The organism is Pseudonocardia nantongensis (assembly GCF_046546495.1).
In the GTDB taxonomy this organism is placed as follows: Bacteria; Actinomycetota; Actinomycetes; order Mycobacteriales; family Pseudonocardiaceae; genus Pseudonocardia; species Pseudonocardia nantongensis.
In genome coordinates this window covers 1-24,777 of record NZ_JBKGXT010000009.1, presented here as the reverse complement: position 1 = coordinate 24,777, position 24,777 = coordinate 1, and the positions used below count along the sequence as shown (strand labels likewise).

The following is a 24,777-nucleotide window of genomic DNA, read 5'->3' as shown; positions in this document are numbered from 1 at the left end:
CCCGGCCACCGTTGGCCGTGTCGACCGCCCGATCCGTGATCACGCCGTCGTCGCCCACTATCCTCACCCCGGTGGGTGACGCGGCGGCGGTGTGGGCACGGCGCCAGGCCGCGCGCGGGATCCCGGACGCGATCCGTCGCGCCGCCCCCGCCGACCCGTGGACGCACGATCCGGCCGACTTCGCCCCGCCGCAGCACCCGGACGACACCCCGTCCCGGACCGCGGCGCGCGCGCTGGCCGAGCGGGCCGCCGCGTGGGGCTGCTCCGGGGCGAGCGTGCTCGACGTCGGCTGCGGCGGCGGGGACGCGGCGTTCGCGGCCGCCTGGCCCGACCCCTCGCCGGTGTCACGGATCCTCGGCGTCGACCGGCAGGCCGACATGCTCGCGAAGTTCGCCGCCGCGGCCCGGGACCGAGGCCTGCCGCACGGCACCGTGCAGGGCTCCTGGCCGGACGTCGCCGGCGAGGCCGGGCGGCACGACGTCGTCGTCTGCCACCACGTGCTGCACAACGTCGTCGACCTGCCGCCGTTCCTGACCGCGCTGACCGCCGCCGCCCGCCCGGCCGGCGGGGTCGTCGTCGAGATGCTGCCCGAGCACCCGATGGCCTGGCTGGACCCGCTCTGGGCCCGGTTCCACGACCTGCACCGGGAACCGAGCGCCACCGACTCCGACGCCGTCGCGGTGCTGGCCGAGCTCGGGATCACCCCGCGGGTGCACCGCTGGCAGCGGCCGCGTCGGCACCCGCACGACGCCGCCTGGGTCACCCGCAGGCTCTGCCTGCCGGCCGACCGGACCGGTGAGGTCGCCGACGCGCTGCGCGACCTGCCGCCCCGCCGCGCGGACGCGGTGACCCTGGTCTGGACCGCCTGATGCCATGGCGCGGCGGGTCCCCGGCAACGGGGCGGCGGACGTCCGGCCTGCCCGCCCGCCCGGGTCCGGGCGGGGCACCCGCATAATCGAGGGTGTGAGCACCGATCCACCCGCCGAGCCCGCGGGTCCCGGAACAGCCGGAACCGTCGACCCCGTGGCCCGGCGGCGCGGGGTGCTGCTGCTGGCCGCGGTCGCCGTGACGGTGCTCGCCCTGGACCTGGTCACCAAGATCGCCGCGGTGGCGAACCTGGAGGACCGCGCGCCGCTCACCGTGATCGACGGGTTCTTCTACCTCACGCTGCTGCGCAACCCGGGCGCGGCGTGGTCGATGGCCACCGGCTACACCTGGATCCTGACGATCGTCGCGGTGGTCGTCGTCGGTGTGATCATCCGGATCGCCCGGCGGCTGGCCTCTGTCGGCTGGGCCGTCGGCCTGGGCCTGGTCCTCGGCGGCGCGCTCGGCAACCTGGTGGACCGGTTCTTCCGCGCGCCCGGTCCGATGCGCGGGCACGTGGTGGACATGCTGGCCGTGTTCTCCCCGGACGGCAGCGTCTTCCCGGTGTTCAACCTGGCCGACTCCGGGATCGTCTGCGGCGGGATCCTGCTGGTGCTGATCGCGCTGCGCGGCATCGAGATCGACGGCTCCCGGGTGGCCGATCAGCGTGGGTGAGCTGCGGAGCATGCCGGTCCCCGACGGGCTGGACGGCATGCGGATCGACTCCGGCCTGTCCCGGTTGCTCGGGCTGTCCCGCACCGTCGTCGCCGGGCTGGCCGAGCAGGGCCGGATCCAGCTCGACGGCGCCGCGGCCGGCAAGTCCGACCGGCTGCCCGGCGGCTCCTGGCTGGAGGTGGAGCTGCCGGACCCGGCCGTGTCGACCGAGATCGCCGCACCGGCCGAGCTGGTCGCCGGGATGGGGGTGCTGTACGCCGACGACGACCTGGTCGTCGTCGACAAGCCGGTCGGGGTCGCCGCGCACCCGTCGCCGGGGTGGAGCGGGCCGACCGTGACCAGCGGGCTCGCCGCGCTCGGGTACCGGCTGTCCACCTCGGGCGCCGCCGAGCGGCAGGGCATCGTGCACCGCCTGGACGCCGGCACCACCGGCGCGATGGTCGTCGCCACCTCCGAGCGCGCCTACACGGCGCTCAAGCGGGCGTTCAAGGAACGGACCGTGGACAAGCGCTACCACGCCGTCGTGCAGGGCCACCCGGACCCGTCGTCCGGCACGATCGACGCCCCGATCGACCGGCACCCGCGACACGACTACCGGTTCGCCGTGGTCCAGGACGGCAAGCCCAGCGTCACCCACTACGACACGGTCGAGGCGTTCCGCGCGGCGAGCCTGCTCGACGTGCACCTGGAGACCGGGCGCACCCACCAGATCCGGGTGCACTTCTCCGCCCTGCGCCACCCCTGCGTCGGGGACCTCACCTACGGCGCCGACCCGACGCTGGCGCAGCGCGTGCGGCTGTCCCGGCAGTGGCTGCACGCCCGGGCGCTGGGCTTCGCGCACCCCGCCGACGGCCGGTACGTCGAGTTCACCAGCCCCTACCCGGACGACCTGGCCGCGGCGCTGGACGCGCTGCGGGACCCGTGAGGGGACTGACCGGGCTCACGGCGCGGGGCTGGCTGGTGGCCTCGGCCGGGCTGTTGCTGGTCGTGCTGGTGACGGCGTGGGTCGCCGGGTCCGGCAGCGGCCCGCCCGCGCCCACGACGGGCTCGGTGCGGCTCGGGCCCGAGCCCGGCCAGGACGTCGCCGGCTACCTGGCAACGCTGCCCGCGACGCTGCCCCCGCCGGGGGCCACCGCGCCGGCCCTGGTGCAGCTCGACGTCCCGCGGGACACCGCGGGCGCCGCCGCGCTCGCGGGACAGGCGACCGTCGGGACCGTGGTGTTCCGGGTGCCGATCGACCGGGTGCAGACGGCACTGCGGTTCGAACCCGTCACCGGCACCGGCGAGGTGCGGGCAGCGCTGGACGTGGCCCGGGAGCGGGCCGCGTTCGCCGCCGAGGCCGACGCCGCCCGGGCCGCGGACTCGGCCGCCACGGCCCCGCCGCAGGCGCGTGAGGCGCTGGAACGCCGGGCCGCGGTGACCGCCGCCGAACGGCGCAGGCTGGCCGACCCGGGGTGCGCCTGCGTGGTCGCGCTGGTGGTGACCGCCGACCGGGCCGGGCTGGACGGGCTCGCCTCCCGCGACGGCGTCCGCGCGGTCCAGGCCGCCGCACCCGGCACCCGGCCGCGCGACCTGGCCCTCTCCCCGCTGCTGCCGGAGCAGACCGGCACGGTGACCCCGCCCCCCGACGACGGCCCCGTCCCCGGCTGACGGGGCCCGCCGGCGCCGAGCGGTACCTCAGGGTTGTTCGAGCGCGGGCGGCGGTTCCACGGGACGGCCGCAGCCGTGGCGTACTCCTCACCGGGATCAGGCCAGGAGTGTGCGCTCCCGCAGGAGGCGCCGGGCCGCCGCGGCGCCCGACCAGACATGGGCCTCCCAGCCGTGCGCGACGGCGGCCCGCACGTTCTCCGGCCGGTCGTCGAAGAACAGCACCTGCTCCGGGGTGGTTCGGAACTCGGTGTCCGCACGGCGGTAGATGTCCGCGGACGGCTTGGCCACACCGACGTCGGCGGAGAACAGCAACCGCGCGAACGGGCTGCTCCAGGCCGCGGCCCGGACGGCGGCCGCCAGCCCGCGCGGTGCGTTGGACAGCACCGCCAGCCGGGCCCCGGACCGGGCCAGGTCGGCGATCAGGATCGACGACGCCGGCGCCGGGGTCGACCAGAAGGTCACGTCCAGCCGCTCGGCCGCGTCCAGCCGGTCCGGATCGGGGTCCAGGCCGAGCGTGCCGAACACCTCGGCCCAGTACTCCCGCGGCGGTCCGCCCAGGTCGTGCCGGGGCCGGTGGGCCCAGTAGGCGGCCCGCAGATCGGCCTCGGTGACGCCGAGCGACCCGGCCAGCCGCCGCTCCAGACCGGCCGACGGGACCAGCACCTCACCCAGGTCGAACACGACCGTGCGCGGCGGTCCGGGCGGGTGCTCCTCGGCCATCGCCGGCGACCCTATCCCGCGCGGCGGCCGGGGTGCGGAGCTCCCCGCGCGCGCCACCGATCCGGGCCCGACACACCCGGCCCCGGCCGACCTGCACAGACGCCGTCACCCGGGCCGCCTCGTCGGAACTGTCGGTCCCCGCGGCTAGTCTGAGACACCTCACCGACCCCGACGGCACGGCCCGAGGCAGGACTCCCACCGGCACCCGGCTCCGGCAGCACAGCTCCGGCAGCACCCGTGCCGCCCGCCCCGCGCCCCGCCACCGCCGGGAGCCGGTGCGAGCACCACCAGCAGTACCTGAGCAGCACCAGCAGTACCGGGGAACACCGCGCCGGCCCAGGGCGCGGGGAGGGAGCGCGGAACACGCATGGCTTCGGCATCGGGAACGAGCACCGACTCCTTCGTCCACCTGCACACCCACACCGAGTTCTCGATGCTCGACGGGGCGGCCCGCCTCGACGATCTGTTCGCCGAGGCGAACAAGCACGAGATGTCGGCGATCGCGATGACCGACCACGGCAACGTCTACGGCGCCTTCGAGTTCTGGCGCAAGGCGAAGGCCGCGGGCATCAAGCCGATCATCGGCATGGAGGGCTACCTCGCGCCGGGCTCCCGGCACGAGCGCAAGCGAACGGCGCTGGCCGGGAGCTCGGGCGCGGGCGGCGACAACCCCGACCTCATGTACACCCACATGACGTTGCTGGCCGAGAACACCGAGGGGATGCACAACCTGTTCCGGTTGTCCTCGCTGGCCAGCCTCGAGGGCTACTACTACAAGCCCCGGATGGACCGCGAGCTGCTCGAGCAGTACGGCTCCGGGCTGATCGCGACCACCGGCTGCCCCTCCGGCGAGGTCGCCCGGCTGCTCCAGCAGGACGACTTCGAGGGCGCGTGTGCGGCCGCCTCGGACTACCGGGACATCTTCGGCAAGGACAACTTCTTCTGCGAGTTGATGGACCACGGGATCGAGATCGAGAAGCGGGTCCAGGAGGACCTGTTCGCGCTGAAGAAGCGCCTCGACCTGCCCGGGCTCGCGACGAACGACCTGCACTACACCTACCCGGACGACACCAAGGCGCACGAGGTGCTGCTCTGCGTCCAGACCGGGAAGACCCTGGCCGACCCGAACCGGTTCAAGTTCGACGCGCAGGACTTCTACCTCAAGTCGGCGAAGGAGATGCGCGACCTCTGGGACCCGATCCACCCGGAGGCCTGCGACAACACGCTGCTGGTCGCCGAGCGGGTGGACGTCGACTTCACCACCGGCCAGGACCTGCAGCCCAAGGCCCCCGTCCCGGAGGGCGAGACCGAGGAGTCCTGGCTGATCAAGGAGGTCGAGCGGGGGCTGCACCGGCGGTTCCCGGACGGCGTCACCGAGCGGTACCGGACGCAGGCGAACTACGAGGTCGGCGTCATCATCAAGATGGGCTACCCGGGCTACTTCCTGGTGACCGCGGACCTCATCCGGCACGCCAAGTCGGTCGGCATCCGCTGCGGTCCCGGTCGCGGCTCGGCGGCCGGCTCGCTGGTCGCCTACGTCCTGGGCATCACCGACCTGGACCCGATCCGGCACAAGCTGATCTTCGAGCGGTTCCTGAACCCGGACCGCGTGTCCATGCCCGACATCGACATGGACTTCGACGAGCGCCGGCGCGGCGAGATGATCCGCTACGTCACCGAGAAGTACGGCGAGGACCGGATCGCGCAGATCATCACCTACTCCACGATCAAGGCGAAGGCCGCGATCAAGGACTCGGCGCGGGTGCTCTACGGCCAGCCCGGCTACTCGGTGGCCGACCGGATCTCCAAGGCGATGCCGGCCCCGGTCATGGGCAAGGACATCCCGCTGACCGGGATCTTCGAGCCCTCGCACAAGCGGTACTCCGAGGCCACCGAGGTCCGCGCGCTCTACGAGGCGGACCCGCAGGTCAAGGAGATCGTCGACACCGCACGCGGCCTGGAGGGCCTCAAGCGCCAGTGGGGCGTGCACGCGGCCGGCGTGATCATGTCGTCGACGCCGCTGATCGACGTCATCCCGATCCAGCGCCGGGAGTCCGACGGCGCGATCATCACGCAGTTCGACATGGGCGTCTGCGAGACCATCGGCCTGCTCAAGATGGACTTCCTGGGGCTGCGCAACCTCACCATCCTGGACGACGCGCTCGAGAACATCACGCTCAACGACAAGCCCGAGGTCGATCTCGACCACGTCGAGCTGGACGACGCGCCGACCTACGAGCTGCTCTCCCGCGGGGACACCCTCGGGGTGTTCCAGCTCGACGGCGGCCCGATGCGGGACCTGCTGCGCCGGATGGTGCCGAGCGAGTTCGAGCACATCTCCGCGGTCGGCGCGCTGTACCGGCCCGGCCCGATGGGCGCGAACGCGCACAACGACTACGCCGACCGCAAGAACGGCCGCCAGGAGATCACGCCGATCCATCCGGAGCTGGCCGAGCCGCTCCGCGACGTCCTGGGTGAGACCTTCGGCCTGATCGTCTACCAGGAACAGGTCATGGCGATCGCCCAGACCCTCGCGGGGTACTCGCTCGGCCAGGCGGACCTGCTCCGCCGGGCGATGGGCAAGAAGAAGAAGGAGATCCTGGACAAGGAGTACGTCACCTTCGCCCAGGGGATGAAGGACAACGGCTACTCCGAGGATGCGGTCAAGACCCTGTGGGACATCCTCCTCCCGTTCTCCGACTACGCGTTCAACCGCGCGCACTCGGCGGCGTACGGCGTCGTGTCGTACTGGACGGCCTATCTCAAGGCGAACTACCCGGCCGAGTACATGGCCGCGGTGCTCACCTCCGTCCGCGACGACAAGGACAAGGCCGCGGTCTACCTGGCCGAGTGCCGCCGGATGGGCATCACCGTGCTCCCGCCGGACGTCAACGACTCGGTCCGCAACTTCGCCCCGGTCGGCTCCGACATCCGGTTCGGCCTGGGCGGCATCCGCAACGTCGGGCACAACGTGGTCGACGCGATCGTCGCCGCCCGCCGGGAGAAGGGTGCCTTCGTCGACTTCTCCGACTTCCTGCGCAAGGTCGACGCGGTGGTCTGCAACAAGAAGGTCGTCGAGTCGCTGATCAAGGCCGGTGCGTTCGACTCGCTCGGGCACTCCCGCAAGGGCCTGCTGCTGGTGCACGCGGACGCGATCGACGCGGTGATGAGCACCAAGAAGGCCGCGTCGATGGGTCAGTTCGACCTGTTCGGGTCGATGGACGGCAGCGGCGGCGGCGGGGACGAGCCCGGTGCCGAACTGGGGGGCATCTTCGACGTGAAGGTCCCCGAGGAGGAGTGGGACGGCAAGTACAAGCTCGCCGTCGAGCGGGAGATGCTCGGGCTCTACGTCTCCGGCCATCCGCTGCACGGGGTGGAGCAGGCACTCGCGGCGAAGGCCGACACCTCGATCGCCGACATCGTCGAGGGCACGGTGGCCGAGGGCGCGCAGGTGACCGTCGGCGGCATCCTGGCCGGGGTGAACCGGCGGGTGAACAAGAACGGCGAGCCGTGGGCGTCCGCGCAGATCGAGGACCTCGCAGGCGGGATCGAGGTGCTGTTCTTCCCGCGGGCCTACCAGGTCGTCGGCATGGACGTCGCCGAGGACGCGATCGTGCTGGTCAAGGCCCGGGTGAACAAGCGCGACGACCGGGTCTCGCTGATCGCGAACGACCTGGCGGTGCCGGAGCTCGCCGCAGGGGAGGCCGGGCTGCCGATCCGGGTCAACCTGCGCACCGACCAGTGCACCCCGGAGCGCGTCGCGAAGCTCAAGGAGGTGCTGACCCACCACCCGGGCCGCTCCGAGGTGCACCTGTCGCTGGTCTACGGCACCAAGATCACCGCGCTCAGGCTGGACGACTCGCTCAAGGTCACCCACACCTCGGCGCTGATGGGCGACCTGAAGGCCCTGCTCGGCCCGGGCTGCCTCGGCGCCTGACCCACCGGCCTGCCGTACCCCGGGCCGCGGGGTGGGCGGGCGTCAGCCCTGGGCGGCGAGCTCGGCCCACCGGGCCCGGGCGGCCGGGTCCCACCGTGCGTGCAGGGTGGCGAACAGCTGCGCGGCGCGGGTGCCGGCCCACTGCTCGGGCAGCAGCTCGGCGGGCAGCTCCGGGTCCAGGAACGGGAACCGCCGCCAGGCATGCACCAGCTGCACCTGCCGGGCGAGCACGCCGCCCGCCGGCTCGGCGTCGCCGGCGGCGTCCGGGCCGAACTCGTCCAGGAACTCGGAGTAGGCCTGCTCCACCCGGTTTAGGTCCCAGGCCTGGGCGACGACGTCGCCGGCCCGGCCGATCGCCCCGTAGCGCCCGACGAACGAGCTGCTCATCCCGCCGAGGTCCAGCTCGTCGAGGACGGCGGCGACCTCCGGCTCCTTCCCCGGGTCGGGGGAGACCCACACGCCGGGGGCGGGGGAGCCGAGCCCGGCCCAGGCGAGCCGGGTGCGCAGCCGGTGCCGCAGCTGCCGGCGCGACTCGGGGACGCTGGCCAGCAGCACCAGCCAGCGGCCGTCCCATGCCTTCGCCGGGGCGCCGAAGCCGTAGATCCGTTCCGCGCCCTCGGACAGCAACCGGTCCCCGGCCGCGGTGAGCGACCAGCGGACCCGGCGGCCGTCCCGGTCCGAGCGCAGCAGCCCCTCGGCCGCCGTCCGGGCCAGCGCCTGGCGGGCGGACTTCGGCTCGACGTCCAGCGAGCCCAGCACCTCGAGCAGGGCGCGGGTCCACACCGGCTCGCCGGCCGGGCGGACGAACTCACCCAGCACGGTCAGCAGCAGCGAGCGGGCCGATGCCTGTCCGAGCTCGCGCCGGCGCAGCACCGGTCCGTCACCGATGCCGGGGACGTCCGGTTCGGGCACGTGTGCTGGGGTGGCCATGGTCCGGCCAGCGTAGATGTTCGCTCCGGCGGGTCGCGCCCGGTGCGGGAGCGTGCGACTGCGGTGGATCAAGTTGAGGCCCCCGCGGTGACCCGGACCACCGGCCGGGTGGATCTTCGTGTGTTCCGGGTCACGTTACACAGCGGTGAACGACGCTGACCGGGCGTTTCGTCGTGGACGTCCGGATCCATGAGAACGGCTCTCATCGTGATCGGTTTCGGTGAGGACGTCCCGGAACGTGGCGCGAGCGAGCGCCCTCCGGTGTGACCGCACCGCTGCGGTCCGACGCCCCCGACGGACCGACATGGAGGACCTGGTGCAGCAGTCCGATCACTCCAGCAACATCAGTCACACCCGCCCCATGGGTGACGACGATCAGGAACACGCGCCGGCTGCGTCCGGGCGTGGCGAGCACTCACCGCCCGGCGGAGCGCAGCGCGCATCGACACCGCCCGGCGGAGCGCAGGCGGAGCGCGCATCGACACCGCCCGGCGGCTGGTTCGGCCGGACGTTCCCGCACGCGCGGGCCGACCTCCCGGCCTCGATCGTCGTCTTCCTCGTCGCGGTGCCGCTCTCGCTCGGCATCGCCGTCGCCTCCGGCGCCCCGATCCTGGCCGGCCTGGTCGCCGCCGTCGTCGGTGCCGTCGTCGCCGGCCTGCTCGGCGGCTCGAAGCTGCAGGTGTCCGGCCCCGCCGCGGGCCTCACCGTGATCGTCGCCGAGCTGGTCGCCACCTACGGCTGGCAGGTCACCACGCTGATCACCGCAGGCGCCGGCGTGCTGCAGATCGTCTTCGGCCTGACCAGGCTGTCCCGGTTCGCCCAGGCGATCCCGCCGGCCGTCGTGCACGGGATGCTCGCCGGCATCGGCGCGACGATCGCGCTCGGCCAGCTCAACGTCGTGCTCGGCGGGCAGGCGCAGACCGGTGGCGTCGCGTCGATCACCGCCCTGCCGGCGGCGGTCGCGAACCTCTCGTGGCCCGCGCTGCTGCTCGGCGGCCTGGTCATCGCGATCATGCTCGGCTGGGGCCGGATGCCCCCGAAGGTGACCGTGGTGCCGGCGGCGCTGGTCGCCATCGTCGCGGCGACCGCGGTCTCGCTGGGCTTCGGCGACGTCGACAGGGTCGAGCTGGGGGGCTCGCTCCTGGAGGCGCTGTCGCTGCCGGCGCTGCCGGAGTCGAACTGGGGCGGTGTCCTGTTCGGCATGCTCACCGTCGCGGTGATCGCGAGCGTGGAGTCGCTGCTCTCGGCGGTCGCCATCGAGCGGATGAAGCCGGGTACCCGCACCGACACCGACCGCGAGCTGATCGGACAGGGTGCCGCCAACACCGTCTCCGGCATGATCGGCGGCCTGCCGATCACCGGTGTGATCGTGCGGTCCGGCGCGAACGTCCGGGCCGGCGCCGAGACCCGCGCCTCGGCGGTGCTGCACGGCGTGTGGATCGCGCTGTTCGCGATCGTGCTGATCGGCGTCATCGAGCTCATCCCGATGGCCGCGCTGGCCGGGCTGCTGGTCATGATGGGGGTCGGCCTGATCAAACCGGCCGACGTCCGCACCGCGCGTGCCCACGGCGAGCTGCCGATCTACGCCGTCACCCTGGCCGGTGTCGTCTTCCTGAACCTGCTCGAGGGCGTGGTCATCGGGCTGGTGCTGGCCGGGCTGATGCTGCTGTGGCGCGCCGTGCGGTCGCGCCCGCACCTGACCCGGTCCGCCGACGGCAGCTGCGAGCTCGTCGTCGAGGGTTCGCTCAGCTTCCTGGCCGTCCCGCGGCTGGCCCGCGAGCTGAACGCGGTGCCGCGCGGCACCGACGTCACCGTCCGGCTGGTCACCGACTACCTCGACCATGCCGCCTACGACCACCTGCTGGCCTGGCGGGCACGGCACGAGGGCACCGGCGGCACCGTCGTCGTGATCGAGCCGGACGCGGCGGCGCCCGCCCCGAACGCCCGGTACCTGACCTGGGGCGAGTGGCAGTCGCGCAACGCCGAGCAGAGCGCGTCCGAGCCGCTGATGGCCGGCGTCGCCGCCTATCACGAGAACACCTGCGACGCGATCCGTCCGACGATGTCGGAGCTGGCCAACGGCCAGACCCCGTCCGCGATGATGATCACCTGCGCGGACTCCCGGGTGCTGCCGCACCTCATCACGCACAGCGGCCCGGGTGACGTGTTCACCGTGCAGAACGTCGGCAACCTCGTCTGCGGGCCCGGCACCGCCGCCGCGGTCGAGTTCGCCACGTCGGCGCTGAACGTCCCGCTGGTCGCCGTCTGCGGGCACTCGTCCTGCGGCGCGATGAAGGGGCTGCAGGCCGGAGCCGCGGGCTCCGACGGCGCGCTCGGGAAGTGGCTGCTGGAGGCCCGGCCGGTGCTGCGGGCCTTCGAGTCCGGCCACCCGGTGGCGGCGGCCGCCGCCGCGGACGGGTTCGACGAGACCGACCGGCTGGCCATGGTCAACGTGGCGCTGCAGCTGGAGATGCTGCGGGCCCAGGAGTCCGGCGCCGAGGTGCTGGGGCTGTTCTACGACATCGGCACCGCCCGCGTGCTGGTGCTCGACGAGGACGCGCAACGGTTCGTCCCGGTGCACCCGGACAGCACGGCCGCGGGCTCCCAGCTGGACCGGATCGCGGCCGGTCACGGGCACGGGGCCGCCGGTCCGGCCCGGCAGATCCTGCAGGTCTGAGATCGCCCGGGAACAACTGAGATCGCCGGGAACAACAGCGCCGGAAGGGGTGTTGGGCGGGGAATGGCTACCGTGGAACTGACCACCGACAACTTCAACGACGTCGTCGGCGCGCCCGGGTCGACGGTCCTCATCGACTTCTGGGCATCCTGGTGCGGACCGTGCACGCAGTTCGCACCCGTGTACGACGACGCGTCCGACAAGCACCCGGACGTGACCTTCGGAAAGGTCGACACCGAGTCGCAGCAGGAGCTGGCCGGGGCGTTCGGGATCTCCTCGATCCCCACCCTGATGGCGGTGCGGGACGGGGTGGTCCTCTACTCCGAGCCCGGTGCGCTGCCGGCCGAGGCGCTCGAGGACCTGATCGGCCAGGTCAAGTCCGTCGACATGGACGAGGTCAAGGCGGCCGTCGCCGAGCAGGAGAAGCAGGAGGGCGAGACCCCGCAGGCCTGACGCCCCGCGCGTCGTAGCACCACCGCCGCAGCCCCGTACGCGATCCGCGTGCGGGGTTGCGGTGCGTCCGAGTCCGCCGCTCAGGGCTTGATCAGGACCTTCAGCGCCTCGCGGTCGTTCATGGCGCGGTAGCCCTCCGGCACCTCGTCCAGGCCGATCGTCCGGTCGAAGACCCGGCCCGGCTCGATCCGGCCCTCCAGCACGTCCGGCAACAGCTCCTCGATGTAGGCGCGGGCCGGGGCGACACCGCCCCGGATGCCGACGTTGCGCATGAAGGACCCGACGCCCAGCGGTACGTCGGTGTACTGGGAGACGCCGACCCGGCCGACCAGCCCGCCGTCCCGGGTGATCTCGATGCCGGTCCGCACCGCCTCGACGAAGCCGACGCACTCCAGTGCCGCGTGCACGCCGTCGCCCCCGGTGAGCTCGCGGACCCGCTCGATGCCCTCGTCGCCGCGTTCCGCGACGACGTCGGTGGCGCCGAACTCCCGGCCCAGGTCGGTGCGGTCGGTGTGCCGGCCGAGCAGGATGATCCGCTCCGCGCCGAGCCGGTTCGCGGCCAGCACCGCGGACAGCCCCACGGCGCCGTCGCCGATCACCGCGACGGTGTCGCCGCGCTGCATCTGTGCCGAGACGGCGGCGTGGTGGCCGGTGGCGAACACGTCGGAGAGGGTCAGCATCGAGGCGAGCAGGGCGTCGTCCGGCTCGCCCGGCATCGGGACCAGGGTGCCGTCGGCGAACGGGACCCGGACGGCCTCGCCCTGGCCGCCGTCCGTGCCGTCGGAGCCCCAGCCGCCGCCGTGCCGGCAGGAGGTCTGCAGGCCCCGGGCACAGAAGTCGCAGGTGTTGTCCGCCCACATGAACGGGGCGACGACGAGCTGTCCCTTCCGGGTGTCCCGGACACCGGACCCGACCTCCTCGACGACGCCCAGGAACTCGTGCCCGATCCGTTCGCCCTCGGCGGAGTCCGCGGCCGAGTTGTACGGCCACAGGTCGCTGCCGCAGATGCAGGAACGGACGACCCGCACGATCGCGTCGGTGTCGTCGCGCAGCCGCGGATCGGGGACGTCGGCGGAGACGCGGATGTCGTGTGTGCCGTGGATCAGCGTGGCTCGCATGGGATCCGACTTCCCGCACGCGCCGCCCGGCATCCGTGTTTCCGCCCACGGAGTGCGCCACGACACGGTGACACCGTCACATGGTGACGGTGCCCGGTCGCGGGGTGCCGCGAGCCGGTGCGGCAGGCTGGCCGGCATGGCGATCAACTGGGGCTCGGTCCTGCGCAAGGCCGCCGACGTGGTGACGCAGCTGCTGAAGGACTCGCAGAAGCAGGGGCGGCAGCGCGGCGGCGCCCGCCCGGGCCCGCCCGCCGGCGGTACGGGCACGGCCGCCCCGGTGCGCACCGCGCCCACCGGTGACCGTGCCCGGCAGATCGCCTACGCGCCCGAGCCGGACGGCGCCGCGGATCCGGGCGAGATCGTCTGGACCTGGGTGCCGTTCGAGGAGGACGCGACCCAGGGCAAGGACCGGCCGCTGCTGGTCGTCGGGCGCTCCGGTACCGACCTGCTCGGACTGATGCTCTCCAGCCAGGACCGGCGGGCGCACGACCCGGAGTGGGTGGGGATCGGGTCCGGCGCCTGGGACCGGGAGGGCCGGGACTCCTACATCCGGCTGGACCGGGTGCTGGAGGTCGCGGAGCACGGCATCCGCCGGGAGGGCGCGATCCTCGACCGCGACCGGTTCGACCGGGTCGCCGAACAGCTGCGGTCGCGCTACGGCTGGCGCTGACCGCTCAGGTTGTTACTACGAAGCCGGGCGCTGCCGGTCGCCGGAGGGCACGCGGCGGCGCTCGACCACCGTCCCGCCGGCGCGTGATCCGCGCGAGATGGCGGATGTCCCGCCCGGCCGGGCGCGGCACGGTCGGGACATGTCACCGAAGCAGAACCGTCCCGGCAGCAGCACCCACCGACGCAGCTGGGTCATCGCCTCCCGCGCCGCATCGGGCAGCTCACCGGCGAGCCGCCGGTCGAGCTCGGTCGGCGCCGCCGGCATGCCGCCGGTGCTGACGCTGTGGTGCAGCCCGAGGCGGACGAGCTCGGAGCGCACGAGCGGGTCGGCGGTGCGCTCCAGCCCCTCGCCGGCCATCCGGACGGCCTCGGCTCCTGCCGCGGGCGGTCCGGCGCGTCCGCGGCGCACCGGCGACACGAAAGCGGTGGCGCCGGTCCGGGCGGCCGGGCTAGCCTCCTGATCATCATGGAGGTGTAGACGACGTCACCGACCGCGGACGCGGCATCAGCCCGCGCGGTCTCCCTCCGTTTCCGGAGACGTCGTCGTGTCACCTGCCACCCGTCTGCAGGCCCTCACCGCACAGGGCCTGGTCCGTTCCTTCCCCACCCGCGCCGGACGGCCACCGGTGCTGGACGGGATCGACCTCACCGCCGCTCCCGGCACCCGGATCGGGCTGATCGGGGAGAACGGCGCCGGCAAGTCGACGCTGCTGCGCCTGCTCGCCGGCGTCGACACCCCGGACGCCGGGACCGTCACCGCCCCGGCCGACCTGGTGTACCTGCCGCAGGAGCCGGACGTGGGCGAGCACGGCACGGTCGGCGCGCTGCTCGACGGCGCACTGCGGCCGCTGCACGAGGCCGTCGCCGCGCTCGAACGGCTGGCTGGCCGGATTGCGGACGGTCCCGACGGTGCCGATGTCGCCGGCGAGTACGACCGGGTCCTCGCCTGGGCGGTCGCGCACGACGCCTGGGACGCCGACCGGCGCGCCGAGGTCACCGCGGGCACGCTCGGCGTCGCGGAGCTGGACCGGGACCGCCCGGTGTCGACGCTGTCCGGCGGCGAACGGGCCCGGCTCGCGCTGGCCGCCGCGCTGGTCCGCCGCCCGGCCGCGCTGCTGCTCGACGAGCCCACCAACCACCTCGACGGTGCCGCGCTCGACCTGCTGGAACGCTCGCTGACCGAGGTCTCCGGCCTCGTCGTGGCGGCGAGTCACGACCGGACGTTCCTGGACCGGGCCTGCACCGAGCTGCTCGACCTCGACGCCGGCGCGCTCGGCACCGACGGGCACGGCGGGCGCCGGTTCGGCGGATCGTTCACCGAGTACCTGGACGCGCAGGCCGCGAGCCGCCGCCGCTGGGAGGAGGAGTTCGCCGCCCAGCAGGAGGAGATCGGCCGGCTGCGCGAACGCACCCGCACCGGCCTGTCTGCGATCGCTCCCGGCCGCGGTCCGCGGGACAACGACAAGTTCATCGTCAAGTTCAAGGGCGGAGGCGTCGAGCGGACCCGGGCACGGCGGGTGCACGACGCGTCCCGGCGGCTGGCGGTCGCCGAGCGCGACGCCCTGCCGAAGCCGCCGCGGCCGCTGCGGTTCGCCGGCCGGCTCACCGGCATCGGGATCGAGGCCGGCGCCGGCCTCGCGGTGCAGATCCGGGACCTGCGGGTGGCCGGGCGGCTGCGGCTCGATCTCCTGGACCTGCCGGTGGGGGAGAAGCTGCTGGTCACCGGACCGAACGGGTCCGGGAAGTCGACACTGCTCGCGGTCCTGCACGCCGACCTCGCCGCCGACTCGGGCACCGTCGACGTCCGGGCCCGGCGGGTCGGGCTGCTCGCCCAGGACCCGGACGTCGGCCCGCCCGACCGCACCGCCCGGGACGCCTACGCGGCGTCGCTGGGTGCCGATCTCGCCGAGCGGGTCCCGCTGGGCGAGCTCGGCCTGCTGCACCCGCGCGAGCACGCCACGGCCGTCGGCGACCTGTCGCTGGGCCAGCGGCGGCGGCTCGCGCTGGCCGTCGCCGTCGCCGACGCCCCGGACCTGCTGCTGCTCGACGAGCCGACCAACCACGTGTCGCTGCGGCTGACCGGCGAGCTGGAGGAGGCCCTCGGCACGGCGCCGGGCACGGTCGTCGTCACCACGCACGACCGGTGGCTGCGGGCGCGGTGGACCGGCCCGGAGCTGGCCCTGTAGCCGCCCGGATCAGTTGACACCGTGCCATCAGTTGACACCGTGCCATCAGTTGACACCGTGCGATCAGTTGACGCTGTGCTCGTCCGGGAACGTGCCGAGCGGGGCCGGGACCGCGCGCAGCCGGTGCAGCAGCCCGGTCTCGCGGGCCAGCAGCCGGCGGATCTCCCGCAACCGCTGCACCGACGAGGTCTGTTCGAGCAGCTCCTGGCGGTCGTTCAGCGGGAGCAGGCAGTCCCCGGCCAGCAGGTGCGCGAGCTCGGTGGTCGGCGTGTCGGCATCCGGCTCGGACCAGTCGTCGGACCGCCAGGCGATCCGGCAGTACTCGCGGTGCGCCTCCCTGGCGGCCCGCTCCAGCATCGCGATCAGCCGCGGATCGGTGTCCCCGGCGGGCATGGCGTCCGGCAGGAACTCGACCCGCCCGCACAGGTACGGCGCCGCGGAGTCCGCCAGGCCCAGCAGCCGGAACCGGCGGGCGCCGCGGGTCACGATGTCGTAGCGGCCGTCCGGCAGCCGGCGCGCGTCGAGCACCACGGCGGTGCAGCCGACCGCGTGCATGCCGTCTGCGCCGGTGCGGTCGGGAGAGTGCCCCTCCCGCAGCGCGACGACGCCGAACTCCTTGTCCGGGACCGACCCGTCGATCAGGTCGACGGTGAGCCGCCGGTAGCGCGGCTCGAAGATGTGCAGGGGGAGCGCCGCGCCCGGCATCAGCACCGTCCCCAGCGGGAACAGCGGGAGCGTCGCGGTCACCGGATCACGGTAGTACGGCGTCCGGCGCAGTGCCCGGCCACACGGTGGGGTCCGGCCCGGAACGTCCCGGGGGGCGGAGCACCGCGAACGCGTCGGTGACCCGCAGCGCGCGGTCGGTGAACCGGAACACCGCCGCCGGCCGGCCGCCGGACCGGCCGGACGGCGCGACCTCCCCGGTCGGGGCCAGCAGGCCGCGGCGGGTCAGCACCCGCTGCAGGTTGGTCGCCGACACCGGGTGCCCGAGCGCGGCGACGTAGTGCTCGCGCAGCGCGGAGATCGTGAACTCGGACGGGGCCAGCGCGAACCCGAGGTTGGTGTAGGACAGCTTCGCGCGCAGCCGCCCGCGCGCCGACCCGGCGATCGCGGCGTGGTCGAACGCCGTCTCCGGCAGCGCGTCCACCGCCTGCCACGCGGTGTCCGGGGGGAGCTCCGGGTCGGCGTCCGAGGGGACCAGGCCGAGGAACGCGGTCGCGATCGTCCGGGGGCCCGGGGTGCGGCCGGGATCGGAGAACACCGACAGCTGCTCGACGTGCGCGACCCCGCGGACGTCCACCTTCTCCGCGAGCTGGCGGCGCACCGAGGTCTCGACGTCCTCGTCGGCGGCCAGCCGCCCACCCGGCAGCGCCCACCGGCCGGCCTCCGGATCCAGGGCCCGCTGCCACAGCAGCACCCGCAGCCGGCCGTCCCGGATGCCCAGCACGGCGGCGAGCACCTCGTGCAGCACGGGTGGGGAGGTCACGGACGCACAGCCTAGGACCCCGCCGCCGGACCGCGGGCACGTGACGGCGGGGTGTCCTTCGGGTGAGGTCCCGGTCACCGGAGACGTGGCCGTGAACGATCTGACTCAGCGCGTGCTGACGTCGTGCGTGGTGCCGTCGGCGATGGCCTGGAGCTTGTCCGGGTTGGCGATGTTGTGAACGGCGGCGATACGGCCGTTGCCGTCGACGACGACGGTGACCGTGGCGATGACGCGGTCCGGGCCGCTGAACACCACACCCGGGCCACCGTTGATCTCCACGAGTTCGGCGTTCATGTCGGCAGGCGCGACACCCTGGTACGTGACGGTCCCGATGGCCGCGAACCAGGACGCCACCGCGGAGGCGCCCACGACCGGACGCAGCGCCTGCCGGACCTTGCCGCCACCGTCGGTCCACAAGGTGACGTCCGGGGACAACAGCTCCATCAGGGTGTTGATGTCGCCCCCGGTCGAGGCGGCGAAGAACTGCTCGGCCGCCTCGCGCTGCCGCGACCGGTCGGCGGTGAAGCGCGGCCGCCGGGCCTGCACGTGCTCGCGGGCGCGGTGCGCGGCTTGGCGCACCGCGGCCTCGGAGCGCTCCACCGCCGTCGCGATCTCGGCGTGGCTGAAGGCGAAGACCTCCTTCAGCACGAACACCGCGCGCTCGAGCGGACTCAGTGTCTCCAGCACCACCAGCATCGCCATCGACACCGACTCGGCGTTCATGACGTCGTCGGCGGTGTCGCCGCTGGTGAGGATGGGCTCGGGAAGCCACGGCCCCACATAGGTCTCGCGCTGGTGCCGGGTGGAGCGCAGCCGTTCCATGGCCAGGTTCGACACGATCCGCGCCAGGTACGCCTTGGGGTCGGCCACCTGCGAGCGATCGGCGGCCGACCACTTGATCCACGCGTCCTGGACCGCGTCCTCGGCATCGGTCGCGCTGCCGAGGACGCGGTAGGCCACCGAGAACATCAGGTTTCGATGCGTGGTGAAGGCCTGCTGGTCGAGGTCCGGGTCCGGGTGGGTCACAGCGTCTCCCGGACCCGGGTGAAACGGCCGCCGCGGGGCCAGAACGCGCCCGAGGCGGGCATCTTCTTCATGCGGCCGTAGGTCGGCCAGGGTGCGGCGGTCACCGCCTCCTTGTACCTGGCAGCCGTCCGGCCGGTCAGATACATCCGCCGGGGGCTGTCGTCGGGGTGGGTGAACTGCACGACCCCGTCGTCGCGTCCGAGGCTCACCGGCGTGTGGTAGTAGCCGAAACGGAACGGCTTGGGCTGCTTGCCCTTCAGTGCACGGACGATCGAGACCGCGGCGTGCACGCCGGTCGGCATCCCGCCCTGGCAGGTGCCGTGCATGACGCCGTAGCCCTGGCGGACCGCGGCCGCGTCGCCCACGGCGTACACGTCGGGGTGCGACACCGACCGCAGCGCGGTGCCGGTGAGGATACGGCCGCGCCCGTCGACGGCCAGTCCGGCGGCGGCCGCCAGCTGCGACACCCGGGTGCCACTCGTCCAGAGGACGACGTCGGCGGCGATGCTCTCCCCACCGGCCAGCTCGACAGCGTCGGGCAGCACCTTCAGGACCTCGACCCCGCTGCGCACCCGGACCCCCAGGCGCTCGAGCGCGGACCGGAGATAGGCCCTGGGCTTCGGGTTCATGGCGGCGCCGGGCTCCTGCCGGCCCACCAGCACGACGTCCAGCCCCGGGTGGCGCTCGGCGATCTCCGCGGCCGACTCGACTCCGGTCAGCCCGCTGCCGGCGACCACCACCGTGCCGCGGCCGAGCCGAGCCAGCCGGTCGGCCAGCAGCTCGGCGTCCCGGACGCTGTTCAGGGTGTAGGCGGAGTCCTCGACACCGGGCACCGCCGCCGTGTCGGCCACGCTGCCCACCGCGTAGACCAGCGTGTCGTAGTGCAGCACCCGGTCGTCGTCGATCCGGACCGTCCTCGCGTCCGCGTCCACCGCCGTCACCCAACCGCGCTGGAACCGCGCGCCCGTGCCCTCCAGCAGCTCCGGGATGCTCATCTCCGCGGTGGGCTGCCCGGTGGCGGTCATGTGCAGCCGCAGCCGCTCGGTGAACCGCTCCTGCGGGTTGACCAGGGTCACCCGCACGTCCTCGCGGCCCTTGACCCGGGCGGCGAGCTGGATGGCCGCCGCCATGCCCGCGAACCCCGCCCCCAGGACCAGGACGCGATGCGGGTCTTCCGTGCCGATCTGGTGCTGTGTGTTCATCGCCGTGTCCTTCTCGTCGCTGTTGTCGACCTGCTGACGAGCACCAGACGCACGCTGCCCTCCCGTCCGTGACATGGGGTCGGTGTGACGGGCACCACGGCCGCCGAGCGTGTCCTGCCGGCGATGCTGCGTCGCTCCCGGGTTTCCGGCGGGTTGCGGGCAGGTGAGGCCCGGGTCACTCGGGCGGTGTCTCCGGGGTGTCCCGGCTGCTACGATCCGACCAGTTTCCGCTCACTAGGCGAAAACTAGAGGACGCCTTCGGGAGGACGACGATGAGCGTGAGCACCGTGAGCACCGCCCCGGCCGGGGCGCCGGAGGCGGCCGACCCCGGCCCCGCATGGGCCGAGGAGGTGCGTGCCCTTGCCCGCAGGCGCGACGCCGTCGTGCTGGCGCACAACTACCAGCTGCCCGAGATCCAGGACGTGGCCGACCACGTGGGGGACTCGCTGGCGCTGTCCCGGATCGCGGCCGAGTCCGACGCCGAGACGATCGTGTTCTGCGGCGTGCACTTCATGGCCGAGACCGCGAAGATCCTCGCCCCGCAGAAGACGGTGCTGATCCCGGACGCCCGGGCCGGCTGCTCGCTCGCCGACTCGATCACCGCCGAGCAGCTGCGGGAGTGGAAGGCCGAGCACCCCGGTGCCGTGGTCGTGTCGTACGTGAACACCACGGCCGCGGTGAAGGCAGAGACCGACGTCTGCTGCACCTCGTCGAATGCGGTCGAGGTCGTCGCGTCCGTCCCGCGCGAGCGCGAGGTGCTCTTCCTGCCCGACCAGTTCCTCGGCGCGCACGTGCGCCGGGTGCTCGACCGGGCGGACATGCACGTCTGGGCGGGGGAGTGCCACGTGCACGCCGGGATCAACGGCCGGCAGCTCGCCGACCAGGCGACGGCGCACCCGGATGCCGACCTGTTCGTGCACCCGGAGTGCGGCTGCGCGACCTCGGCGCTCTACCTGGCCGGCACCGGCGCGGTGCCGGAGAGCCAGGTCAAGATCCTCTCCACCGGCGGGATGATCGACGCCGCGCGGGCCACCGGCGCGAAGGAGGTGCTGGTCGCGACCGAGGTCGGGATGCTGCACCAGCTCCGCCGGGCCGCTCCGGAGATCGAGTTCCGGGCGGTGAACGACCGCGCGTCGTGCAGCTACATGAAGATGATCACCGCCGACGCGCTGCTCCGATCGGTGCGCGACGGTACCGACGAGGTGCACGTGGCCCCCGAGCTCGCCGCCCGCGGCCGGGCCGCGGTGCAGCGGATGATCGAGATCGGCAACCCGGGGAGCGGCGAGTGACCACCTGGGAAGCCGGTGCCGACCTGGTCGTCGTCGGGTCCGGGGTGGCCGGGCTGACCGCGGCGCTGGACGCCGTCGCGGCCGGGTTGCGCACGGTCGTCGTCACCAAGGACGGGATCGGTGAGGGCTCCACCCGCTGGGCCCAGGGCGGGGTCGCCGTGGTCCTCGGCGACGTCGCAGGCGACTCGCTCGCCGCGCACGTCACCGACACGCTCGACGCCGGCGGCGGGCTGAACGACGACGCCGCGGTCGAGGCGGTCGTCCGGGGCGGCCCGGACGCGGTCCACCGGCTCCGCGAGCGCGGAGCGCTGTTCGACGCCGGGCACGGTCCCCGGCTGGACCGGACCCGGGAGGGCGGCCACTCGGCGCTGCGGGTGGTGCACGCCGGCGGCGACGCCACCGGTGCCGAGATCGAGCGCGCGCTGGTCACCGCGGCCCGCTCGGCGCAGCTCACCGTGCTGGACGGGCACGTGGCGCTGGACGCGCTGCGCGACGTCACCGGCCGGGTGGTCGGGCTCTCGGTACTCGACGCCGACGGCCGCGCCGGGATCCTGCGCGCGCCCGCGGTGCTGCTGGCCACCGGCGGGTACGGGCAGCTCTACGCGTCCACGACCAACCCGTCGACCGCCACCGGGGATGGTGTCGCGCTCGCCCTGCGGGCCGGGGCGACGGCGTCGGACCTGGAGTTCGTGCAGTTCCACCCCACGGTGCTGTACACCGGCCCCGCCGTGGGCAGGCGCCCGCTGGTGACCGAGGCGGTGCGGGGGGAGGGTGCGATCCTGCGCGACCGGGCCGGGCACGCGTTCATGGCCGGGGTGCACCCGCGGGCCGACCTGGCCCCGCGGGACGTCGTCGCGGCCGCGATCACCCGCCGGATGACCGAGACCGGCGCGGACTGCGTGTACCTGGACGCGAGCGCGCTGCCCGGGTTCGCGGCCCGGTTCCCGACCGTGCACGCGTCCTGCCGCGCCGCCGGGATCGACCCGGTGACCGACCCGATCCCGGTGACGCCGGCCGCGCACTACGCCTGCGGCGGCGTCGTCGCCGGCGCCGACGGCCGGACCGGGGTCCCCGGGCTCTACGCCGCGGGTGAGGTCGCCCGGACCGGGCTGCACGGGGCGAACCGGCTGGCGTCGAACTCGCTGCTGGAGGGACTGGTCGTCGGCGAGCGGGCGGTCCGCGCGGTGCTCGACGACCTCGCCCTGACCTCGCTGTCGGCTCCGCTCGAACCGGCGCCGGCGCTGCCGGTCGCGCCCCGGCCGGTCGTGCAGCGGGCGATGACGACGTGTGCCGGGATCGGCCGGGACGTCACCGGCCTGGCGAACGCCTCGGACGCGATCGACGCCGCGACCGCCCCCGCCGTGCCCCTCGACCGGGACGGGGTGGAGGACGCCGCGCTGACCCTGCTCGCGCAGGCGGTGCTGGCCGCGGCCGGGACCCGCCGGGAGACCCGCGGTTGCCACGTGCGTACCGACTTCCCGGAGCGCGACGACGTGCACCAGCGGGCGTCGCTGCCGGTGCGCCTGGACGGGGACGGCCGCCCGGTCGTCGTCGCCGACGCCCTGGTGGGCGCGGCATGACCGGCACCGTCGCCGCCGGTGTCGGCGGGGCCTGCGAGATCGGGGTGCCGGACCCGGACGACCTGGACCGGGTGGTCCGGACGGCGCTGGAGGAGGACCTGCGCTACGGCCCGGACGCGACGACCGCGGCCACCGTGCCCGCCGACGCCGTCGCGGTCGCGGCCTTCACCCCGCGGGCGGGCGGGGTGCTCGCCGGGCTGCCCGCGGCACTCGCCGTGCTCGACGTGGTGGTCGGCGGTCGCGGCGCGGGCTCGCCCGGTCCGGCGGCCGGTTACGAGGTGCTGTCCGCACGCTCCGACGGCGACCGGCTCACCGCGGGCGAGCCCGCCCTGGTGGTGCGCGCGCCCGTCCGCGGGCTGCTGACCGCCGAGCGCACCGCGCTGAACCTGCTGTGCCACCTGTCCGGGACCGCGACCGCGACCCGGGCCTGGGCCGACGCCGTCGACGGTACCGGGGCGCGCATCCGGGACACCCGCAAGACGCTCCCGGGCCTGCGGCTGCTGGAGAAGTACGCCGTCCGCTGCGGCGGTGGCACCAACCACCGGCTCGGCCTCGGTGACGCCGTACTGATCAAGGACAATCACGTCGCCGCGGCCGGTTCCGTGCCGGCGGCCCTCGCCGCGGCCCGAGCCGCCGTCCCGGGGCTGCCGTGCGAGGTGGAGGTCGACTCGCTCGACCAGCTCGACGAGGTCCTCGGCCTGGCCGCGGATCTGGTGCTGCTGGACAACTTCTCCGTCGCCGGGACGGCGGAGGCCGTCCGCCGCCGGGACGCCGCCGCGTCGAGCGGTCACCGGACGCTGCTGGAGTCTTCCGGCGGCCTCGCCCTGGCGAACGCCCGCGACTACGCCGCGACCGGTGTCGACTTCCTCGCCGTCGGTGGTCTGACCCACTCGGTCATCGCCCTGGACCTGGGTCTCGACCTGAGCTGAACGCGCGCCGAAGGAGCGGCCGGAGCCTGGCCGTCCGGTGGGCGGAGCGGGTAGACACCGGGGGCCGATCACCGTCGACGGCGAGCGAGGGGCGAGATGGGCGTGGTGCACACCGCCGGATCCGTCACCGTAGGCGGCACGCACGGGCGACGGGTCAGCCCGCGAGGAGCTCGCGCTGGACGGGGGCGGGATAGCGGACGTTGAACCGGACGTCACCGAGCAGCGCGTGGTGTCGTGCGGCGGCCTCCTCGATCGCCGCGCGGGCCGCCCGCCCGACGTCGGTGAACAGCCGGGTCGCGATCGCACCGTCCTTCCGCTGCACCCACGTGCCGGCGATCCGGCCGTTCACCCAGATCGCCGGGCCGCCGTTGCCGTTGCGGTCGAACAGCCGCGGCGCGTCGTCGGGCGCCAGGTGGTGGCCGCGGGCCTTCCAGCCCATCGTCGTCGGGTCCAGGCCGGGCAGCAGCGCCACCGACGGGCCGGGGTCGGGCACCGGATCGAGGTCGTCGGGCAGCAGGAAGCCGGTGCAGCCACCGTCCAGCGACACCTCGACGGCCTCGACGTCGGCGAGCGCGGCCATCGTCGTCGCGACCGTCCATCCGGCCCACCACTTGAGATCGTCCCGGGTGGCCGGGCCGAACGTCCGCAGGTAGGCGCGGGCCAGCCCGGCCGCGGCCGGGCGCCGCTCGAGCGGGGCACCGATCCCGCCGGGCACCCAGTCGTCGGCGGCGCTCCACCGGTACTGGCCGTTGATCCAGGTTCCGGTCGGCCGGGCCCGCAGTACCCGGCCCTCGAACCCGAGCATCAGCAGCACCCGCGAGTGCGCCGGGAAGCTGCCGCCCTGGATCGGGAGCTCGAGCCCGGCGATCCCGGGCAGGGCCGCCCCGACCTCGCGGGCGGTCCTCGGGCCACCGGCCGACAGCACGTCGAGGACCTGCGCGGCGGCGTCGGCGTACCAGGCCGGCGGGTCGGCGACCCCGGCCGCGGCGAGGTAACCCATCAGGTTGCGGTGCTGCACCGCGGCGACGTCCGCCGTCGCCGCGTGGTGGGCGAGCCGGGCGTGCTCGTGGCCGAACACCCACAGCGTGCGGCGCATCGCGTGGTGCCGCAGCAACCTGCGGGTCTGGTAGAGCGCGTCCGAGACGGGCGCGAGCGCGGGGGCGGCCATCCGGGCCGCGGCTGAGAGGTACACGGTGACCGGGTCGGTGGAGTGCAGCGCGACCAGGTCGTCGGTGATCGTGACGACGTCGTCGGTGCGGGTCTGCGGGGTGAGCCGGTGCCGGGTCACCAGCCGGGCCCGGCGCTCGGCGTCGCTCACGTGGCGGGTCGCCGGGCGGGTCTCGGGGCGTGGGCCGCGCAGCACCCGGCCCCCCCCCACCCCCCCCG

The 24,777-nt window shown here is 74.2% G+C and carries 21 protein-coding genes; 12 read left to right on the top strand and 9 right to left on the bottom strand.

What is annotated here, in order from left to right; translation table 11 throughout:
- Positions 1 to 71 precede the first annotated feature (71 nt).
- The 4 genes from ACLFMI_RS11550 to ACLFMI_RS11535 all read left to right on the top strand — a co-directional run bounded on the left by ACLFMI_RS11550 (position 72) and on the right by ACLFMI_RS11535 (position 3,189).
- On the top strand, positions 72 to 869 hold the full coding sequence (locus ACLFMI_RS11550; protein ID WP_410947798.1) for a class I SAM-dependent methyltransferase: 798 nt from the start codon (positions 72 to 74) through the stop codon (positions 867 to 869).
- 94 nt (positions 870 to 963) lie between these two features.
- The gene (gene lspA, locus ACLFMI_RS11545) at positions 964 to 1,539 is read left to right on the top strand and encodes a signal peptidase II (RefSeq protein ID WP_410947797.1); all 576 of its coding nucleotides are present in this window, start codon (positions 964 to 966) and stop codon (positions 1,537 to 1,539) included.
- 10 nt (positions 1,540 to 1,549) lie between these two features.
- Entirely contained in the window at positions 1,550 to 2,464 is a 915-nt protein-coding gene (locus ACLFMI_RS11540; protein ID WP_410947796.1) for an RluA family pseudouridine synthase, read from the top strand.
- Positions 2,461 to 3,189 carry a hypothetical protein gene (locus tag ACLFMI_RS11535; RefSeq protein WP_410947795.1) on the top strand — a complete coding sequence of 243 codons (729 nt, stop codon included), beginning with the start codon at positions 2,461 to 2,463 and terminating at the stop codon, positions 3,187 to 3,189. Before ACLFMI_RS11540 ends, ACLFMI_RS11535 begins: the two co-directional genes overlap by 4 nt.
- Positions 3,190 to 3,285: 96 nt before the next feature.
- Here ACLFMI_RS11535 and ACLFMI_RS11530 read toward each other — a convergent pair whose 3' ends face one another.
- Positions 3,286 to 3,909: an HAD-IA family hydrolase gene (locus ACLFMI_RS11530; RefSeq protein ID WP_410947794.1), complete on the bottom strand. Its 624-nt coding sequence runs from the start codon at positions 3,907 to 3,909 to the stop codon at positions 3,286 to 3,288.
- 367 nt (positions 3,910 to 4,276) lie between these two features.
- On the opposite strand from ACLFMI_RS11530, the gene dnaE reads away from it, so the two are divergent.
- The gene (dnaE, locus tag ACLFMI_RS11525) at positions 4,277 to 7,846 is read left to right on the top strand and encodes a DNA polymerase III subunit alpha (protein WP_410947793.1); all 3,570 of its coding nucleotides are present in this window, start codon (positions 4,277 to 4,279) and stop codon (positions 7,844 to 7,846) included.
- A 42-nt stretch (positions 7,847 to 7,888) separates the two neighbouring features.
- On the opposite strand, the gene ACLFMI_RS11520 is transcribed toward dnaE, so the two are convergent.
- The gene (locus ACLFMI_RS11520) at positions 7,889 to 8,776 is read right to left on the bottom strand and encodes a PaaX family transcriptional regulator (protein ID WP_410947792.1); all 888 of its coding nucleotides are present in this window, start codon (positions 8,774 to 8,776) and stop codon (positions 7,889 to 7,891) included.
- Between the two features lie 361 nt (positions 8,777 to 9,137).
- On the opposite strand from ACLFMI_RS11520, the gene ACLFMI_RS11515 reads away from it, so the two are divergent.
- Together ACLFMI_RS11515 and ACLFMI_RS11510 are read left to right on the top strand one after the other, a co-directional pair.
- Positions 9,138 to 11,453 carry a SulP family inorganic anion transporter gene (locus ACLFMI_RS11515; protein ID WP_410947791.1) on the top strand — a complete coding sequence of 772 codons (2,316 nt, stop codon included), beginning with the start codon at positions 9,138 to 9,140 and terminating at the stop codon, positions 11,451 to 11,453.
- 63 nt (positions 11,454 to 11,516) lie between these two features.
- Complete coding sequence (locus tag ACLFMI_RS11510) at positions 11,517 to 11,906, top strand: thioredoxin family protein (protein ID WP_410947790.1); 390 nt, start codon at positions 11,517 to 11,519, stop codon at positions 11,904 to 11,906.
- 80 nt (positions 11,907 to 11,986) lie between these two features.
- Here ACLFMI_RS11510 and ACLFMI_RS11505 read toward each other — a convergent pair whose 3' ends face one another.
- Entirely contained in the window at positions 11,987 to 13,024 is a 1,038-nt protein-coding gene (locus tag ACLFMI_RS11505; RefSeq protein WP_410947789.1) for a zinc-dependent alcohol dehydrogenase family protein, read from the bottom strand.
- Positions 13,025 to 13,160: 136 nt separating this feature from the next.
- Here ACLFMI_RS11505 and ACLFMI_RS11500 point away from each other — a divergent pair, with 136 nt between their 5' ends.
- Complete coding sequence (locus ACLFMI_RS11500; RefSeq protein WP_410947788.1) at positions 13,161 to 13,694, top strand: type II toxin-antitoxin system PemK/MazF family toxin; 534 nt, start codon at positions 13,161 to 13,163, stop codon at positions 13,692 to 13,694.
- 15 nt (positions 13,695 to 13,709) lie between these two features.
- On the opposite strand, the gene ACLFMI_RS11495 is transcribed toward ACLFMI_RS11500, so the two are convergent.
- Positions 13,710 to 14,102 (bottom strand): hypothetical protein, encoded by a 393-nt coding sequence (locus tag ACLFMI_RS11495; protein ID WP_410947787.1) that lies wholly within the window; start codon positions 14,100 to 14,102, stop codon positions 13,710 to 13,712.
- 136 nt (positions 14,103 to 14,238) lie between these two features.
- Here ACLFMI_RS11495 and ACLFMI_RS11490 point away from each other — a divergent pair, with 136 nt between their 5' ends.
- Positions 14,239 to 15,879, top strand: a complete 1,641-nt coding sequence (locus ACLFMI_RS11490) for an ATP-binding cassette domain-containing protein (protein ID WP_410947786.1) — start codon at positions 14,239 to 14,241, stop codon at positions 15,877 to 15,879.
- Positions 15,880 to 15,942: 63 nt separating this feature from the next.
- Here the strand turns inward: ACLFMI_RS11490 and ACLFMI_RS11485 are convergent, their stop codons facing one another.
- From ACLFMI_RS11485 to ACLFMI_RS11470, 4 genes are all read right to left on the bottom strand, one after another.
- On the bottom strand, positions 15,943 to 16,626 hold the full coding sequence (locus tag ACLFMI_RS11485; RefSeq protein WP_410947785.1) for an LON peptidase substrate-binding domain-containing protein: 684 nt from the start codon (positions 16,624 to 16,626) through the stop codon (positions 15,943 to 15,945).
- 4 nt (positions 16,627 to 16,630) lie between these two features.
- Complete coding sequence (locus tag ACLFMI_RS11480) at positions 16,631 to 17,365, bottom strand: NUDIX hydrolase (protein WP_410947784.1); 735 nt, start codon at positions 17,363 to 17,365, stop codon at positions 16,631 to 16,633.
- 105 nt (positions 17,366 to 17,470) lie between these two features.
- Positions 17,471 to 18,391, bottom strand: a complete 921-nt coding sequence (locus ACLFMI_RS11475; protein WP_410947783.1) for an RNA polymerase sigma-70 factor — start codon at positions 18,389 to 18,391, stop codon at positions 17,471 to 17,473.
- The gene (locus tag ACLFMI_RS11470; protein ID WP_410947782.1) at positions 18,388 to 19,593 is read right to left on the bottom strand and encodes an NAD(P)/FAD-dependent oxidoreductase; all 1,206 of its coding nucleotides are present in this window, start codon (positions 19,591 to 19,593) and stop codon (positions 18,388 to 18,390) included. The genes ACLFMI_RS11475 and ACLFMI_RS11470 overlap by 4 nt, the downstream gene beginning before the upstream one ends.
- Positions 19,594 to 19,865: 272 nt before the next feature.
- Between ACLFMI_RS11470 and nadA the strand changes: the two genes are divergently transcribed.
- Genes nadA through nadC form a run of 3 tightly spaced genes read left to right on the top strand, consistent with a single transcriptional unit; the run spans position 19,866 to position 23,391 of the window.
- Positions 19,866 to 20,882 carry a quinolinate synthase NadA gene (gene nadA, locus ACLFMI_RS11465; protein ID WP_410947781.1) on the top strand — a complete coding sequence of 339 codons (1,017 nt, stop codon included), beginning with the start codon at positions 19,866 to 19,868 and terminating at the stop codon, positions 20,880 to 20,882.
- Positions 20,879 to 22,462: an L-aspartate oxidase gene (locus tag ACLFMI_RS11460; protein ID WP_410947780.1), complete on the top strand. Its 1,584-nt coding sequence runs from the start codon at positions 20,879 to 20,881 to the stop codon at positions 22,460 to 22,462. Before nadA ends, ACLFMI_RS11460 begins: the two co-directional genes overlap by 4 nt.
- Positions 22,459 to 23,391 carry a carboxylating nicotinate-nucleotide diphosphorylase gene (gene nadC, locus ACLFMI_RS11455; RefSeq protein ID WP_410947779.1) on the top strand — a complete coding sequence of 311 codons (933 nt, stop codon included), beginning with the start codon at positions 22,459 to 22,461 and terminating at the stop codon, positions 23,389 to 23,391. The genes ACLFMI_RS11460 and nadC overlap by 4 nt, the downstream gene beginning before the upstream one ends.
- A gap of 154 nt (positions 23,392 to 23,545) precedes the next feature.
- Here the strand turns inward: nadC and ACLFMI_RS11450 are convergent.
- A partial coding sequence (locus ACLFMI_RS11450; RefSeq protein WP_410947778.1) for a winged helix DNA-binding domain-containing protein occupies positions 23,546 to 24,777 on the bottom strand: 1,232 nt, incomplete at its 5' end.

Excerpts from the sequence above, each read along its gene's own strand:
- ACLFMI_RS11540 (WP_410947796.1), top strand. The coding sequence starts at position 1,550 with ATGCCGGTCCCCGACGGGCTGGACGGCATGCGGATCGACTCCGGCCTG.
- ACLFMI_RS11530 (WP_410947794.1), bottom strand. The coding sequence starts at position 3,909 with ATGGCCGAGGAGCACCCGCCCGGACCGCCGCGCACGGTCGTGTTCGAC.
- dnaE (WP_410947793.1), top strand. The coding sequence starts at position 4,277 with ATGGCTTCGGCATCGGGAACGAGCACCGACTCCTTCGTCCACCTGCAC.
- ACLFMI_RS11520 (WP_410947792.1), bottom strand. The coding sequence starts at position 8,776 with ATGGCCACCCCAGCACACGTGCCCGAACCGGACGTCCCCGGCATCGGT.
- ACLFMI_RS11515 (WP_410947791.1), top strand. The coding sequence starts at position 9,138 with ATGGGTGACGACGATCAGGAACACGCGCCGGCTGCGTCCGGGCGTGGC.
- ACLFMI_RS11510 (WP_410947790.1), top strand. The coding sequence starts at position 11,517 with ATGGCTACCGTGGAACTGACCACCGACAACTTCAACGACGTCGTCGGC.
- ACLFMI_RS11505 (WP_410947789.1), bottom strand. The coding sequence starts at position 13,024 with ATGCGAGCCACGCTGATCCACGGCACACACGACATCCGCGTCTCCGCC.
- ACLFMI_RS11500 (WP_410947788.1), top strand. The coding sequence starts at position 13,161 with ATGGCGATCAACTGGGGCTCGGTCCTGCGCAAGGCCGCCGACGTGGTG.
- ACLFMI_RS11470 (WP_410947782.1), bottom strand. The coding sequence starts at position 19,593 with ATGAACACACAGCACCAGATCGGCACGGAAGACCCGCATCGCGTCCTG.
- nadA (WP_410947781.1), top strand. The coding sequence starts at position 19,866 with ATGAGCGTGAGCACCGTGAGCACCGCCCCGGCCGGGGCGCCGGAGGCG.
- nadC (WP_410947779.1), top strand. The coding sequence starts at position 22,459 with ATGACCGGCACCGTCGCCGCCGGTGTCGGCGGGGCCTGCGAGATCGGG.